At 70.8% G+C, this 14,512-nt stretch carries 12 protein-coding genes and 1 riboswitch; of the genes, 3 read left to right on the forward strand and 9 right to left on the reverse strand.

Going from position 1 to position 14,512, the window contains the following annotated elements:
* Window positions 1–13: 13 nt before the first annotated feature.
* From D9R02_RS04120 to D9R02_RS04130, 3 genes are all read right to left on the reverse strand, one after another.
* Window positions 14–2,002, reverse strand: a complete 1,989-nt coding sequence (locus D9R02_RS04120) for a fumarate reductase/succinate dehydrogenase flavoprotein subunit (protein WP_121566394.1) — start codon at window positions 2,000–2,002, stop codon at window positions 14–16.
* Window positions 2,002–2,613, reverse strand: a complete 612-nt coding sequence (locus tag D9R02_RS04125) for a succinate dehydrogenase cytochrome b subunit (RefSeq protein ID WP_438819413.1) — start codon at window positions 2,611–2,613, stop codon at window positions 2,002–2,004. The genes D9R02_RS04120 and D9R02_RS04125 overlap by 1 nt, the downstream gene beginning before the upstream one ends.
* Window positions 2,614–2,929: 316 nt before the next feature.
* Complete coding sequence (locus D9R02_RS04130; RefSeq protein ID WP_102613234.1) at window positions 2,930–3,826, reverse strand: class I SAM-dependent methyltransferase; 897 nt, start codon at window positions 3,824–3,826, stop codon at window positions 2,930–2,932.
* Between the two features lie 199 nt (window positions 3,827–4,025).
* Window positions 4,026–4,137, forward strand: a riboswitch (TPP riboswitch).
* Window positions 4,138–4,232: 95 nt separating this feature from the next.
* Between D9R02_RS04130 and thiC the strand changes: the two genes are divergently transcribed.
* Both thiC and D9R02_RS04140 read left to right on the forward strand, forming a co-directional pair.
* Entirely contained in the window at window positions 4,233–5,987 is a 1,755-nt protein-coding gene (gene thiC, locus D9R02_RS04135; RefSeq protein WP_259463903.1) for a phosphomethylpyrimidine synthase ThiC, read from the forward strand.
* Between the two features lie 260 nt (window positions 5,988–6,247).
* Window positions 6,248–7,846, forward strand: a complete 1,599-nt coding sequence (locus tag D9R02_RS04140; protein ID WP_019309550.1) for an L-lactate permease — start codon at window positions 6,248–6,250, stop codon at window positions 7,844–7,846.
* 223 nt (window positions 7,847–8,069) lie between these two features.
* Here the strand turns inward: D9R02_RS04140 and D9R02_RS04145 are convergent, their stop codons facing one another.
* The 5 genes from D9R02_RS04145 to D9R02_RS04165 form a co-directional block, all read right to left on the reverse strand.
* A complete protein-coding gene (locus D9R02_RS04145) occupies window positions 8,070–8,951 on the reverse strand; it encodes an alpha/beta hydrolase family protein (protein WP_102613232.1) in 882 nt (293 codons plus the stop codon).
* 100 nt (window positions 8,952–9,051) lie between these two features.
* The gene (locus tag D9R02_RS04150; protein ID WP_102613231.1) at window positions 9,052–9,831 is read right to left on the reverse strand and encodes an amidohydrolase family protein; all 780 of its coding nucleotides are present in this window, start codon (window positions 9,829–9,831) and stop codon (window positions 9,052–9,054) included.
* A 128-nt stretch (window positions 9,832–9,959) separates the two neighbouring features.
* Entirely contained in the window at window positions 9,960–11,132 is a 1,173-nt protein-coding gene (locus D9R02_RS04155) for an MFS transporter (RefSeq protein WP_183085945.1), read from the reverse strand.
* Entirely contained in the window at window positions 11,129–11,662 is a 534-nt protein-coding gene (locus D9R02_RS04160) for a DUF2087 domain-containing protein (protein ID WP_102613229.1), read from the reverse strand. The genes D9R02_RS04155 and D9R02_RS04160 overlap by 4 nt, the downstream gene beginning before the upstream one ends.
* 253 nt (window positions 11,663–11,915) lie before the next feature.
* Window positions 11,916–12,584: a GAP family protein gene (locus tag D9R02_RS04165; protein WP_019309544.1), complete on the reverse strand. Its 669-nt coding sequence runs from the start codon at window positions 12,582–12,584 to the stop codon at window positions 11,916–11,918.
* A 67-nt stretch (window positions 12,585–12,651) separates the two neighbouring features.
* On the opposite strand from D9R02_RS04165, the gene D9R02_RS04170 reads away from it, so the two are divergent.
* A complete protein-coding gene (locus tag D9R02_RS04170) occupies window positions 12,652–13,251 on the forward strand; it encodes a TetR/AcrR family transcriptional regulator (RefSeq protein WP_019309543.1) in 600 nt (199 codons plus the stop codon).
* 120 nt (window positions 13,252–13,371) lie between these two features.
* Here the strand turns inward: D9R02_RS04170 and D9R02_RS04175 are convergent, their stop codons facing one another.
* Entirely contained in the window at window positions 13,372–14,508 is a 1,137-nt protein-coding gene (locus D9R02_RS04175) for a glycerophosphodiester phosphodiesterase family protein (protein WP_121566396.1), read from the reverse strand.
* Between the last annotated feature and the right edge of the window lie 4 nt (window positions 14,509–14,512).

The following is a 14,512-nucleotide window of genomic DNA, read 5'->3' on the forward strand; positions in this document are numbered from 1 at the left end:
GAGGATGGTCCTCTCATCGGTAGTCGCGGGTCTCGGGCGTGACGCTCGGGAACTCGAGGTGCTCCTGGTGGCGCACGTAGCGCGGGCCGGGCGCGGCGGCGTCGTCGGACCCGACACGCTCCCAGGCCGAGGCGAAGAGCCAGTGGGCGTCGTCGCGCTGGGCCTCCCCGGTCTCCGTCTGGTGCTCCTCCCGGAAATGCGCCCCGCAGGACTCGTCCCGGTCCAGCGCGTCCAGGCACATGAGCTCGGCCATGTCCAGGTAGTCGGCCACGCGGCCGGCCCGTTCGAGCTCCTGGTTGAAACCGTCCGGGCGCCCCTGCACGCGCAGGTCCGTCCAGAACTCCTCGCGCAGCGCGCGGATGCCCTCCAGGCCCTCGGCCAGACCCTGCGCGGAGCGCGTAACACCGCACTTCGCGTAGAGCAGGTCGCCCAGGCGGCGGTGGAAGCGCTCCGGGCCCTGGGTACCACGGATGTCGATCAGCGCCTGCACGCCGGCCTCGGCCTCGGCAACCGCGGCGCGCACGGCGTCGTCGTCCACCGACAGGCGGGGCTTGCCGAGCAGCGGGGCCAGGTAGTTCGGCACCGAGTAGGGGAGCGTGAACCAGCCGTCCACGCACGCCGAGAGCAGGGAGTTCGCGCCCAGGCGGTTGGCGCCGTGGTAGCCCCAGCCGGCCTCGCCGCCGACGAAGAGCCCCGGGATGGAGGTCATCATGTCGTAGTCGCTCCACAGCCCACCCATGGCGAAGTGCGCGCCCGGGGCGATCCGCATGGGCTCCACGTACGGGTCCTCGCCCGTGACGTCCGAGTACATCTCGAAGAGGTTGCCGTAGCGCTCGGCGATGACCTTCTTCCCGAGCCGCTCGATCGCGTCCCGGAAGTCCAGGTACACCGAGTTCTTCAGCGGTCCGACGCCGCGGCCGGCGTCGATCTCGGTGCGCGCCGCACGGCTGGCGACGTCGCGGGGCGTGAGGTTGCCGAACGCCGGGTACCTGCGCTCCAGATAGTAGTCGCGCTCGTCCTCGGGGATGTCGTTGGGGGCGCGCTCGTCCCCGGGCTCCACCGGGACCCAGATCCGCCCGTCGTTGCGCAGGGACTCGCTCATCAGCGTGGTCTTGGACTGCCACTCGCTGGAGACCGGAAGCGCCGTGGGGTGGAACTGGATGAAGCACGGGTTGGCGAACAGCGCACCGCGCCGGTGGGCGCGGAACGCCGCCGTGACGTTCGAGTTCTTGGCCAGCGTGGAGCGGAAGTACACGTTGCCGTAGCCGCCGGTGGCCAGCACCACGGCGTCGGCCGTGACGGCGGAGATCTCGCCGGTGACCAGGTCCCGCACCACGATGCCCTGGGCGCGGCCGTCCGCGACGATCAGGTCCAGCATCTCCGTGCGGGTGTGCAGGTTCACCTGCCCCGTGGAGACCTGCCGCAGCAGGGCCTGGGCCGCCGCGACCTGCAGCTGCTGCCCCGTCTGCCCGCGGGTGTAGTACGTGCGGGAGACCTGCACGCCACCGAACGAGCGCGTGGCCAGCTGGCCGCCGTACTCGCGGGCGAAGGGCGCGCCGATCGCGTTCATGTGGTCGATGACCCGGACGCTCTCCTCGGCCAGGCGCCAGGCATCCGCCTCGCGACCCCGGAAATCGCCGCCCTTGACGGTGTCCTTCACGAACCGGGCCACGGAGTCGTTGTCCACCTTGCGGGCGCGGGCCGCGTTGATGCCGCCCTGGGCCGCCACGGAGTGGGCGCGGCGAGGAGCGTCGTGGAAGGTGAAGGCCTCCACGTTGTAGCCCAGCTCTCCCAGCGCGGCCGCCGCGCCGCCGCCGGCCAGGCCGGTGCCCACCACGATCACGGTGAACTTGCGGCGGTTCAAGGGGGAGACCAGGCGGTAGTGCAGCCGCCGGTCCGCCCAGATCTCGGAGGCGGGGACCTCGGCCGTCAGGCCGGGCAGGTAGGAGCCCACGGTGCGCAGCTCGTCGAGCAGGGCCTGGGGCGTCGAAGAAGCCGTCATCACTGAATCACTCCCAGAAGAACCATGATGGGGATGGAGATGTTGCCCACGCAGATGGCGATGGCCACCAGACCGGCCACCCAGGCCGCGATCTGCCGCAGCCGCTTGCCGGTGGCCCCGAGGTCGTTGGCGGCGGTCCACGTGCCGTGGGCCACGTGGATCGTCAGCACGAGCATGGTGAGCATGTAGAAACCGGCCACCAGCGGACGCTGGAAGCTGGCCACGAGGTTGGCGTACGCGGATCCGGCCTCGAACGAGTCCGTGGCGGCGGGCTGCACGCCCAGCGTGAGGTCGAGGATGTGGAAGATCACGAACAGCAGGATCACGATGCCGGTGCCCAGCATGTAGCGCGCCATCAGTGCGTCCGGACGCCGGAGGCCCTTGCGGGGGAACGCCCCACGGGCGCGGCGGGCGCGGGTCCACAGCAGCAGGCCGCACCCGAGGTGCAGCGCCAGGCTGACCAGCAGGACCACCCGCAGGATCCACAGCATGCCCGAGTAGGGCAGCAGCGGCATGGCGATCTCGCGCAGCCAGTGCGCGTAGTGGTCGAATTCTTCCTGCCCGCGGTAGATGTGCAGGTTGCCGTACATGTGGACGAACACGAATCCCACAAAAATGAGTCCGGTGACGGCCATCGTGGTTTTCGCCGCGAAGTTCGACACCGGCAGGCGTCTGCCCGGTGTGGAAGATGTCCGGTGGTCTCGGTGCACAGTTGCCGTCATGATCGCCCCTCGTCAGTGCCTGAACCGCAGTCTTTGAAGTCGTCAGGTACGTGTTTCACGCTACTCCTGGGAGCTGCGAAAGACGGCGAATGGGGCGGGCGGGTCAGCGTATTTCCCGCGTAATTGTCGACGCGTCAATGGTCAGTGCACTGCGCCTGTTTATCAGCAGTCTGAGCAATTCTCGGGATCGTTTTCGGTCGTCGATTCAGTCGCACTGGAGAAGCTGAACCGCTTCAGGGGACAGGGCCCACACGTCGAGGTATGGAACCACCACGTGACCGTCCACCTGCTCGTGCAGCCAGCGGGAGAGCGTGCGCAGCCCAGTGCTGTCACCGGGCGGCAGCTGCACCATGCGGCGGCCCAGGTTGTCGTGGACGAGAAGCGTGCGACCGCTCGCAGCCAGGGCCCGGATCAGGCGCTCGTCGTCGGCGCGGTCACCCAGGGTGCGCGGTGAGTCGTACTCGAACCACAGGACGTCGCAGCGGGAGTCGATGGCGTCCCAGTGGTGCACCAACACGTGGATGTCGAAGCCGTCGATGTCGCTCTTCCACACCACCAGGTCCTCGGGGGCGGGCATGGCCAGCAGCGATGCGGGGGAGACCCAGTCCTCGACGGCGTGCCCGCCGGCGCCCTCCTCCGGCTGGAACCCGCCCGTGGAGCCGGCGCGGCTGAAGGACACCCGCGTGCCCACCGGTCCCACGAACCCCTCCACCACGGTGGCGCGCTCGGCGTGCGCAGCCAGGTTGCGGGCCAGGTAGCCGAGGAACATTGGATCACCTTCGACGCTGATCACCGAGCTCCGTGGGTCCGAAGCGAGGACGGCGGCCGCGGTGTCTCCCACGTTCGCCCCCACGTCGATGACCGCGACGTGCCGGTTCCCGGCCGCGAGCCGGGCGAGCAGGTCGATGGCGTACGCGTCGTACGTGGGATCCCGGCGCTGGTAGTAGGGGAGATTGTGCTCCGGTGGCAGCACGATCTCCACGCCACCGATGGTGTGACGCTGCTCCTGACGGCGCCAGGTCCGCCAGTGCACCCGCACCGGGTTGGTGGCGTGCCCGATCATGCGCCCGATGAAGCGCTTCTTGCGGACGGTCAGGGCCATGGGGGACAAGCCTTTGGTCAGGGGGATGCTGAGGCACGGGCAGGACGGCGCGATCAGGACCGCACGACCCGCCTCGCGCGCCACGATACTGCCACGGGCGTGGCGGCGCCGTGGACGGGCCGCGATCACGGCGGCAAGAGGCCAGCCAAGGGAATGCTGCGGGGTCGCCCTCTCACCGCCGGATGTGTGCTAGACATGTGACCGTCCACACGGGAGCCCCAGACGCGGGGGCTGAGATCGGGCCAGTGCTGCCCGGGACCGTCGAACCTGAACCGGCTCGTACCGGCGTAGGAAGTGAGGAACGGCCTTGCCTTCGCACACCCCCAGCACATCTGCCCCCGAGACCTCTGCGACGTCCGAGACCTCCACGGAGAACGGCCTACAGGACGCCCCCGGGGACAAGACCATCCAGCAGACCGAGCAGCACGAGTCCCACCGCCTGGCGTGGCTGGAGGACACGGAGCACGGCATCCAGGTGCCCGTCACGGAGATCCACCAGCTGGACGCCCCGGACGGCACACCCAACCACCCGCTGCAGGTGTACCGCACGATGGGCCCGGGCAGCGTCCCGGAGGAGGGGCTGGAGCCCTGGCGGGCGCCGTGGATCGAGGAGCGGGACGACACCGAGGTCTACGAGGCCCGCGGCCTCAAGCTCGAGGACGACGGCCGCAGCGCCGTGCGCCGCGGTGTACCGTCCCAGCAGTGGCGGGGGGGGAAGCCGGAGCCCCGGCGGGCCCGGCCCGGCAGGTGCGTGACCCAGATGCACTACGCGCGCCGCGGCGTCGTGACCCCGGAGATGCGTTTCGTGGCGCTGCGGGAGCAGTGCGACGTGGAACTGGTGCGCCAGGAGGTGGCCGCCGGGCGCGCGGTGATCCCGCTGAACGTGAACCACCCGGAGTCCGAGCCCATGGTCATCGGGCGGAAGTTCCTGGTGAAGGTGAACGCGAACATCGGCAACTCGGCGGTGACCAGCTCCATCAGCGAGGAGGTGGCCAAGCTGGAGTGGGCCGCCAAGTGGGGCGCGGACACGCTCATGGACCTCTCCACGGGCAACGACATCCACACCACGCGCGAGTGGATCCTGCGCAACTCCCCGATACCCATCGGCACCGTGCCCATCTACCAGGCGCTCGAGAAGGTGGACGGGGACGCCAACGCGCTCACGTGGGAGATCTACCGGGACACCGTGATCGAGCAGTGCGAGCAGGGCGTGGACTACATGACGGTCCACGCGGGCGTGCTGCTGCGCTACGTGCCGCTGACCGCCGAGCGCGTCACCGGGATCGTCTCGCGCGGCGGGTCGATCATGGCCGGCTGGTGCCTGGCGCACCACCGGGAGAACTTCCTCTACACGCACTTCGACGAGCTGTGCGAGATCTTCGCGCAGTACGACGTCGCGTTCTCCCTGGGCGACGGCCTGCGCCCCGGCTCCATCGCGGACGCCAACGACGCCGCCCAGTTCGCCGAGCTGGACACCCTCGCCGAGCTGACCAAGCGCGCGTGGGAGCACGACGTGCAGGTGATGGTGGAGGGTCCCGGCCACATCCCGCTGCACAAGATCCGCGAGAACGTGGAGCGCCAGCAGGAGCTGTGCGACGGCGCCCCGTTCTACACCCTGGGCCCGCTCGCCACGGACATCGCTCCCGGCTACGACCACATCACTTCCGCGATCGGTGCCACGGAGATCGCTCGCTACGGCACCGCGATGCTGTGCTACGTGACCCCCAAGGAGCACCTGGGCCTGCCCAACCGAGACGACGTCAAGACCGGCGTGATCACCTACAAGATCGCCGCCCACGCCGCGGACATCGCCAAGGGCCACCCGGGCGCCACGGAACGCGACGACGCGCTGTCCAAGGCACGCTTCGAGTTCCGCTGGCGGGACCAGTTCGGGCTGGGGCTGGACCCGGTGACCGCGCAGGAGTACCACGACGAGACCCTGCCCGCCGAGCCCGCCAAGACCGCCCACTTCTGCTCGATGTGCGGGCCCAAGTTCTGCTCCATGCGCATCTCCCAGGACATCCGGGACACCTACGGCAGCGCGGAGAACCAGGCCGCGATCGCCGGGATGCAGCGCAAGAGCCAGGAGTTCCTCGCCGCCGGGGGACAGGTGTACCTCCCGGAACCCACGGTCCGGGGCGAGGAGCCCGTGCGTCCCTGATCTCACCGGCGGGTGTATTGCCTCACACTTGGCGATTTTCTCGGGGTGGCCAGGCATCAAACGGCCCCCGCAGGACTAGCGTTGAGCCCGTGATCAAGGCGTTGTGGTAGGGCGCCGTGGACGGTGGGGCAGGAGTCTGCGCGGCTCCCGATCCACCCCGCGGCGCGCCTGCCCGACCGTGAGCGACCGGGGGTGCCCAGCGGCGTCGTCGGCGGCCTGGGTCTCAACCCGCCCACTCGCCGGACGTCGTGGAGGACGCCATGTGGACCCAATCGCTCGACACCCTGGGCAGCCTGCCCCTGACCGCCCTGGTGGCCGCCATTCCCATTGTCGTGTTCCTCGCGTGCATGATGCTCTTCAAGCTCACGGGCCTGAAGTCGGGTGTCATCGCCCTGGTGGTGCAGGTGCTTGTGGCGCTGTTCGTGTTCCACATGCCCGTGACCGCCGTGGCGGGGGCCGGTCTGCTGGGCCTGCTCACCGCGCTGTGGCCCATCGCGTACATCATCGTGATGGCCGTGTGGCTGTACCGGCTGAGCGTGCGCTCGGGGCGTTTCGACATCATCCGCTCCTCGATCGCGGGGGTGTCCGCTGACCAGCGGATCCAGGTGCTGCTCATCGCCTTCGCGTTCGGCGCGTTCCTGGAGGGCGTGGCCGGGTTCGGCGTGCCCATTGCGATCTGCGCCGCGCTGCTCGTGCAGCTGGGCTTCCCGCCCGTCCGCGCCGCGGTGCTGTGCCTCGTGGCCAACGTGGCGGCGGGGGCCTACGGAGCGATCGGTGTCCCCGTGCTCGTGGGCGCCCAGGTCACCGGCATGGAGGTGCAGGACCTCTCCCGGGCCATGGTGATCCTGCTGCAGCCGCTCACGTTCCTGGTGCCGTTCCTGCTGGTGTGGATGGTGGACGGCCTGCGCGGCCTGCGCGAGACCTGGCTCCCGGCGCTCGTGTCCTCCGCGGTGTTCTGCCTGGTGCAGGGCGGACTGCTGTGGTTCATGGGCCCCGAGCTCGCGGACCTCGCCGCCGGTCTGCTGGCCATGGTGTCCCTGTTCGCGCTGTGCCACGTGTGGTCCCCGCGCCGGGTGTCCCGCGCGCCTGAGGCCCCCGAGACCGCGGAGGCCAGCCACCCCCTCGGAGAGGTGGTGCGCGCCTGGAGCCCGTTCTACATCCTCACCGGCGTGATCCTCGTGTGGTCCATTCCCGCCGTGCAGCACCTGTTCACCAAGGGTGCCCTCGGGTTCACCACCCTCAAGGTGCCCATGCCCGGACTGACCGGCCACGTGACCACCGCCGCGGGCACCGTGGTGAACGCCACCTGGACCTTCTCCATCCTGGGCGCCACCGGCACCGCCATCCTGATCGCGGTTCTCATCACCTTCTTCACCACCCCGCAGCTGCACGTGAAGGAGCTCGTGGAGGAGCTGCGCGGCGCGCTCAAGGCGCTGGGCCCGGCCATCGTGCTGATCGCCGTGATCCTCATGCTCGCGAACATCGCCAACTACTCCGGCGGCTCCACCGCCATGGGCACCGCGCTCGCCGCTGCCGGGCCGATCTTCCCGCTGTTCGCGCCCATCATCGGCTGGATCGGGGTGTTCCTCACCGGCTCCGTGGTCAACAACAACACGCTGTTCGCGCCGCTGCAGGTGGCCACCGCGGAGGGCATCGGGGCCAGCCCGGCCCTGCTGGTGGGCACCAACACGGCCGGCGGCACCACTGCCAAGGTGATCTCCCCGCAGTCCATCGCGATCGCGGCGGGTGCCGTGGGCCTCAACGGCCGCGAGGCGGAGATCATGCGCGGTTCGCTCATGTACAGCCTGGGCATGCTTGCGGTGATGTGCGTGTGGACGTTCGGGCTCACCATGGTCTGAGCCACCCACACGCCACACCGGCCTCGCGGCGCCCACCCTGTTGCAGGGTGGGCGCCGCGCGCCATACTGGCTCCGCACCCCTCGAGCCACGCTGGCTCATGTGCAGAAGGAGCCGGACGTGCTGCGCCCGGGGGACGACGACGCCGCACCGCCGGTCCCGCACCTGCGTCCCCTCGCGGAGACGGATGCCTCCGCGCCCACCGGGTGACCCGGTGTCACCGCCTCACGAACGAGGCGCGGTGAGCCAGTCCAGGAGCTCGGGCCACACGGCCTCGCCCACTGCGCGGCGGAGCAGGCCGTGGTGGCCGATCCGCGCGACCCCCAGCTGCTCGGGAGCGTACGTGCGGTGCTCCACGGTCGCGGACGTGAGCCGTGCGGTCAGCGCCGTCATCTGCGCCGGGCTCGCCCAGGAGTCATCCGAGGCGCCCAGGGCCAGGACGTGTTGCGTCACCGACGCGGCCCGGGCCGGGGCGTCCATGGACGGGTCGTCGAAGAAGTAGCCCCGGTGGCGAGCCCACGTGCCCCACTCGATCATGGCTGCCGCGGGAATGTCCTCGCCGATCCCGAGCTTCCTACCGGGCATGTACCCCAGAGTTCGGCTGATCGCGGGACCCACCACGTGGAGCATCGCAGCCACGCGCAGCTTCTCCTTCGCGGGGGTCACCGTGCGGGTGTCCGCCACGTGGGAGGACACGATGGCGAACCTGTCGAGCGCCTCGAGGCCCTGTCCCAGCACCATGGCGTGCCCACCGATGCTGTGGCCCACCGCCGTCACCGGCAGGTCCGGGAACCGGGCACGCGCCCAGGCGGCGACCGCGGGCACGTCACCGCCCATCCAATCCCGCATGCGCAGGTGCCTGTGCTCACGGGGATCGCCCGAGCGCCCGGTGCCGCGGTAGTCGTAGGTCACGGCGGCGAGTCCGCGCCCCACCACGTACTCGGCGAACGCCCTGTAGAACCGTTCCGGGGTCGCGGTGGCCGGGTGCACCACGACGACGCCGCTAGGTTCCTCCGCGGGCAGCCACACCGTGCCGACCACGGTCTCGGATCCCACGGGGACGGACAGGCTCTCGATGCGCACGGGGGTGCTCTGGGCGTCTCGCATGAAAGTTACTTTAGGGTACGAAGCATGCGCCGCCACGGGCTCCAGCACCGGTCGTAGCCCTGTGACGGGAGCGGTCGGCGCGCAGCGCTGGTGCCTGGACCTACTCCGCCCGGTGGCCACCGGTGCCCGAGCCCAGGTAGAACCGGGCCGCGTTGGCCCAGAACACGTTCTCCACGTGCTCCGCAGGAACAGCCCCCTCGATCACCCGAAGATCCTCGTCCCGGAACGGCCGCTCCGCCCGGGTGGAGGGCAGATCCGTGCCGACCATGAGCGCGGTGGGGTCCACGTCCACGATCGCGCGCACCACCGCGGCGGGATCCAGGTGGGCACGGCCGAAGCCGGTGGCCTTGACCTTCACGCTGCGCTCCACGAGCCGCAGCAGCGCGGGCAGCCCGTCCTCGTGCATCCCCAGGTGGTCGATGCTCGCCGCGGGCAGCGCGGCAATGCGCCGTGAGAGCGTCTCGTCGATGCTGCGCGCGTCGATGTAGAACTCCGCGTGCCAGCCGGCCAGCTCGTGAACGCGCCGGGCCAGCCGTTCGAGGTCGTCCAGGTCAGCAGACCCGCCGCGGGCCACGTTGAACCGCACCGCCCGCACTCCCGCGCGGTCGAGATCGAGGATCCGGGCGTCGTCGGCGTCCGCGGGGAGCTGGGTGACGCCCACGAACCCGGGGCCGAGCGCGCGCAGCGCCTCGATCAGGTACCCCTGGTCGAAGCCCTGGAACGCCCCCGAGACCACCGCCCCGCCCGCGATCCCGAGACCGCTGACGCGCCGCCGGTAGTCCGCCACGGTGAACGGCTCGGGCAGGTACCCGCGGTTCTCCACCAGGGGATGGGCAGGGTCGATGATGTGCAGGTGCGAGTCGAACACGCGCTGTTCCATGGGCTCCCTCTCTCGTGCCGTGGTGCGCTTGAGTCGGCCGGAACGACGCCGCCCGCTGGCCTCGCGCACGATTCGTGCGGTCTCGTGCGAGCTCCGTCCCGGCCACCGTTCCATGGGCCGTGCGGTGCTCACCGCACCGGTCGAGGCCACGCACCCCTGAGCACCCGCACCGCGGCGCCGGAGAGCGCGAGCGCCCCGGAGAGTCCGAGGGCCAGGACGCCGTGCTCGACACCGAACGCGCCACCTGCCGCGTACCCGGTGACCAGGCAGAGTGTCACGATCCAACGGTACGCGGCCCAGCACCGTGCCTGCTCCGTGACCGGGACGGCGTCCAGGATGGTGCGGGACACGGCCGCGTTGAAGGCCCCGTTGGCGGCACCGCCCGCCAGGAACAGGGGCACGCCCCACGGCGCACCGGGCAGGAACACGGCGAGCGCGAGGAACACGGCACCCATGGTGGCGGCGCCGGTGACGAGCAGCGGCGTCGTCGTGCCGGGTGCGCGGCCCGCGAGCTGCCCACCGAGAACGACTCCGAGCCCCCACAGTCCCCACGCGAGACCTACCGCCGCGGCGGTCCACCCCGCGGGGCCGGTGAGGGCGAACACCCCGGCCACCCCTTCGAGCGATGTGGCGAACACGGTCCATCTCAGCAGCACCAGTCCGGCGATCCCGAACGCCCCGGGGGCCGCGAGGCGTCGGAAGCCGAGCCACACGCCGCGTTCGCGGGAAGTGTCCAGGGGGACGGGGGTGCGGCCGGTGACGCCGAGGGCGACGGCGGCCAGGGCCAGGAACGTGGCGGCGTTGACCAGCAGCAGTGGCGCGATCCCGCCGACCCCGAACGCCACACCCCCGAGTGCCGCACCGAGGGCCTGGGACAGCCCGTTGACGGTGGCCAGGTGCCCGCCCGTGCGCTGGTGGTCCCGGCTGTGCACCGCGATGAGCTTGTTCGCCACGGGTCCGGTGAGAGCCGCGACCGAACTGGCCGCCGCAACGCATCCCACGACCACGACATCCTGCCGGGCCACGGCCATGAGGCCGAACAGTCCCGCCTGGACCACCAGGGAGGCGGGCCACCACCACCAGCGCAGTGAGCGGTCCGCAAGCACGCCGCCGAACAGTCCCAGGGCGAGGGACGGAATGGCCTGCGCCAGCAGGATCGCGGAGAGCAGCTGCGGGGAACCCGCCTGGGCGGCGCGCAGGGAGAAGGCGACCGCGGCGACGTCGTCCCCGCACGAGGACAGCAGCAGGCCCGCCAGCAGCACCGTGAGTCGGAGGCCGTGGCGTGTGGGCGCGCCCGTCACGCGCGGCGGTCCCCCAGGTGCGTGGGCAGCCACAGGGCCTCCCACGCGGGGGCCTCCTGCTGCATGTTGGCCGTGCGCTCGGGCACCTCCTCCGGGAGCCAGTAGCGCCCGGCGTCACGCTGCAGGTAGCCGTACTCCACGAGTTCGCGGCGCCAGAACGCCCAGTCCTCGACCACGGGGCGGAGGACGTCGTTCACCTCGGGTTCCGTGTACGTGTGCCCCGCGGAGAACAGCGAGAGCAGGTGCAGCAGCACGTGCACGCGGGCCTTGCGGCGGGCCGGGACGGAGACCACCCGGCCGTCGTGGAGGAACCGGCCGAGGGCCCTGCGGTGCTCGGCCTCGGCACGCTGCCACTGCTCGGATGCTGCGTCCGGAACCGACGGCGCGGAGCTGGGAGGCAGCGCGGGGCTGGGAGGTGGGGCGGCGGCGTCGTTCTTTCGCAGGAGGTCGGCGCGGGCCGCGGTGTAGGGCTGACCGGTGGCGCGCATGCGGGCGCGGACCAGTTGTTTGAAGTCGCTGTGGTGAGTCATCTCGTACCTGGACCGGGCCATGCACCCCCAGCGTGATCGCCCGGCGGGACGAGGACGGACAGCAGTTCGAGGAACCGAGGATCTTCTCCCCTTCGCCGGGGCGCCGGAGCTGGGGTCCGTGCGCGGGCTGGGCGTCGGTTCACGCCGTCTGCCCGAGAGTATGCCACATCACACCGTGGAACCCGGGCCGGTGTGCCTGGAGACCTGCCGCCCAACCCGTGGTCAGGAGAAAGAGCGCATCACGCCTGAGCGTTCACCTGCCGAGATCGAGTTCCGCGAATCCCGTGGCCGCCATCCAGAACCCCACGAGCCCGGCAACCCACAGGAGCGTGATCTTTGCTTCCCTTTCGAGGACGGGGACGAGTTTCTCCAGGCGGGGCCAGATCCGATCGCCCAGGATGAGGGCGCAGACGAGCAGGATCACGGCTGGCAGCACCATCACCAGGCAGTACCCCGCGAGCAGGGCAAGACGTGAGGGCCAGCCGATGGGCATTGCCGTGATGATTCCGTTCGCGGCGAGGTACGGCACCATCGTGGCCGCTTCCGTGAGCGCGGCTCCGCCGCCCAGGGCGATCATGGCTCCGGGGTTCAGGGAACGCGGGGTCTGGCGGCGTGTCTCCCGCGTGGTCGGATTGGGCGCCAGGATCCCGAACGCGAGCAGGCCCACGCCCGCAATCAGCTTGAACCACTGGGCGGGTTCGCTGTCCCAGACTCTGCCGGCCACGCCGGAGACCAGATCGAAGCCCAGGGCGATGGCCACGCCGAGCGCGAAGTAGATCAGCACCACGGTGGCGAAGTAGATCACCAGGGGCACCACGTCCACGCGCCGCCGGGAGAGCACCAGGACGATGGGGATCACCAGCGTCCCCAGGCTCATGCTGTCCAGCAGGGCCAGTCCGGTCAGAGCCAGGAGATCACCCATGCGCGACCCTCCCGTACGATCGTATGAACTACCCTGACCATACACTTGTACGAGAGGTGGTGGGAAGATGCCGGAGCAGCAGACGTCGGGTGACGGTGCGCCGAGTCGCCAGCGCATTGCGGAGGCGGCGATCACGGTGATCGCCCACCGCGGATTCGACGTGGTGAGTGTGCGCAGCGTGGCACAGGAGTCCGGGCTGTCCGCGGGGACCGTGCAGTACCACTACAGAACCCGCAAGGACCTCCTGGTCGCGGCCCTGGAGCGTTCCGTGGAGCGGCAGACGCAGCGCGTCATGGCCGCTCGCGGTCAACCGGGTCACCGCGCGTCACTCACGCGCACCCTGCGCGAGCTGCTGCCGGGGGAGGGGGTGCGCGATGAGGACGCGGCCGTCTGGGTCAGCTTTGGCGCCGCGGCCTCCACGCGGGACTGGCTGGCCGAGCTGTACTGGCACGAGATGCGCACGTTCCAAGCGCTCGTGCGCCAGGCGCTGACCCGGGCGCAGGAGGACGGCGTGCTCCGCGACGGGTTGAGCCCGGAGACCGCCGCGCCTCTGGTCACGGCCCTGGTGAACGGGCTGACGCTGGACTGCCTCAACGCGCCGGATCCCGTGCGTCGCGGCGTCGAGGGCGCTCTGGAACGTGGGCTCTCGCTGCTCCTCTCGGACTGAGGCGGGTCGGACGCGGGCGGAGTCACGCCGGGCAATGCCACCGGGTTCGAACCGTTCGCGGGGCGGCCGGGGCGAGACCGCTCGCGCCTCGGCGCCATCCCGGGGAGGACGGGCCAGGGCTCAGCGTGCGAACGTGTCCTGCAGGACGCCCCGGGGTGACCACAGGGCCACGGAGTCACCCACGTGGTCCGGGAGATCAGCGTCCGGCTGCTGGTCGGTGGTGTCCGAGCTGTGCGTGCCCGGTCCCGTGTGGAGGTGCAGCTGCTGGCCCGGCGCCAGCACACACCCCCGGCCCACGGTCATGCTGTGGCCCCGGGAGGCCCGGATGCTGTAGCCGGAGGCGTCCACCGGGTGCGGCGAGGTGTTGTGGAGGACCACGTGCCCGCGGGTGCAGTGGCGCGGTTGCTGGTCCGGGTCCTGGCCGGTCGCGCCCACCACGCGCAGACCCTCGTTGTCGGGGAACGGTTCGGATCCCTGCACGTGGCGGGCCAGCTGCACAGGGAAGTCCCCGGTGATCCGGTCCACCCCGAGTGCCACCATCCGGTCGTAGGCGTCCGGGGAGTCCACGGTGTACACGCCCACGCTGAGGCCCGCGGCCTTGACCCGTTGCACGGCCGCGGCGTCCAGCGGTCGGTACTCGATGCCCACCGCGTGCGCGTAGCCGGCGATCTCGCCCAGCTCCGCGGCTGCGGGCACCTCGTCCGCCAGCTGCTGCAGGGGGATCTCCGGGGCCAGCGCCGCGAACGCCCGGTTGGAGGCGGCGTCGTAGCCCAGGACCTCCACCCGACCGTCTCGTACCAGTGGCTGCCACTCGGGCTTGCGCTGCAGCGCGTCGGCCAGGACCTGCTCGATGCCCGGCGAGTTCTCGGGCGACTTGACCTCGATAAATACGCCGATCCGGTCCCCGGCGACCGCGGCGGCGTCGTCCAGGTGCGGGATCCTCTCGCCGTGGAACGAGGCGGAGAAGTGCGAGCCCACCTCGAGGCGCTGCAGCTCCGCCCACGTGAAGGAGGTGATCGGGTCGCGCTCGCGGCCAGGGAAGACCTTGGCCGCGTCGGTCGTGCGGGCAGGGGTGTCGTCGTGGAACGCGAACGGCACTCCGTCCGCGGAGAGCTGGACGTCCAGTTCGAAGAAGTCCGCGCGGGAAGAACGGGCCTGCCGGAATGCGCACACGGTGTTCTCGGGGGCGGTGCCGGCCGCGCCGCGGTGGCCGACCAGCAGGGGAGTGTGCATGGGCTGGGCCTGGCTCTTATACACATCT

It is taken from the genome of Kocuria rhizophila, from assembly GCF_003667225.1.
Lineage (GTDB): Bacteria > Actinomycetota > Actinomycetes > Actinomycetales > Micrococcaceae > Kocuria > Kocuria rhizophila.

Coding starts and splice junctions, on each gene's coding strand:
- D9R02_RS04120 (WP_121566394.1), bottom strand. CDS start 2,002: ATGACGGCTTCTTCGACGCCCCAGGCCCTGCTCGACGAGCTGCGCACC.
- D9R02_RS04130 (WP_102613234.1), bottom strand. CDS start 3,826: ATGGCCCTGACCGTCCGCAAGAAGCGCTTCATCGGGCGCATGATCGGG.
- D9R02_RS04140 (WP_019309550.1), top strand. CDS start 6,248: ATGTGGACCCAATCGCTCGACACCCTGGGCAGCCTGCCCCTGACCGCC.
- D9R02_RS04145 (WP_102613232.1), bottom strand. CDS start 8,951: ATGCGAGACGCCCAGAGCACCCCCGTGCGCATCGAGAGCCTGTCCGTC.
- D9R02_RS04150 (WP_102613231.1), bottom strand. CDS start 9,831: ATGGAACAGCGCGTGTTCGACTCGCACCTGCACATCATCGACCCTGCC.
- D9R02_RS04160 (WP_102613229.1), bottom strand. CDS start 11,662: ATGACTCACCACAGCGACTTCAAACAACTGGTCCGCGCCCGCATGCGC.
- D9R02_RS04165 (WP_019309544.1), bottom strand. CDS start 12,584: ATGGGTGATCTCCTGGCTCTGACCGGACTGGCCCTGCTGGACAGCATG.
- D9R02_RS04170 (WP_019309543.1), top strand. CDS start 12,652: ATGCCGGAGCAGCAGACGTCGGGTGACGGTGCGCCGAGTCGCCAGCGC.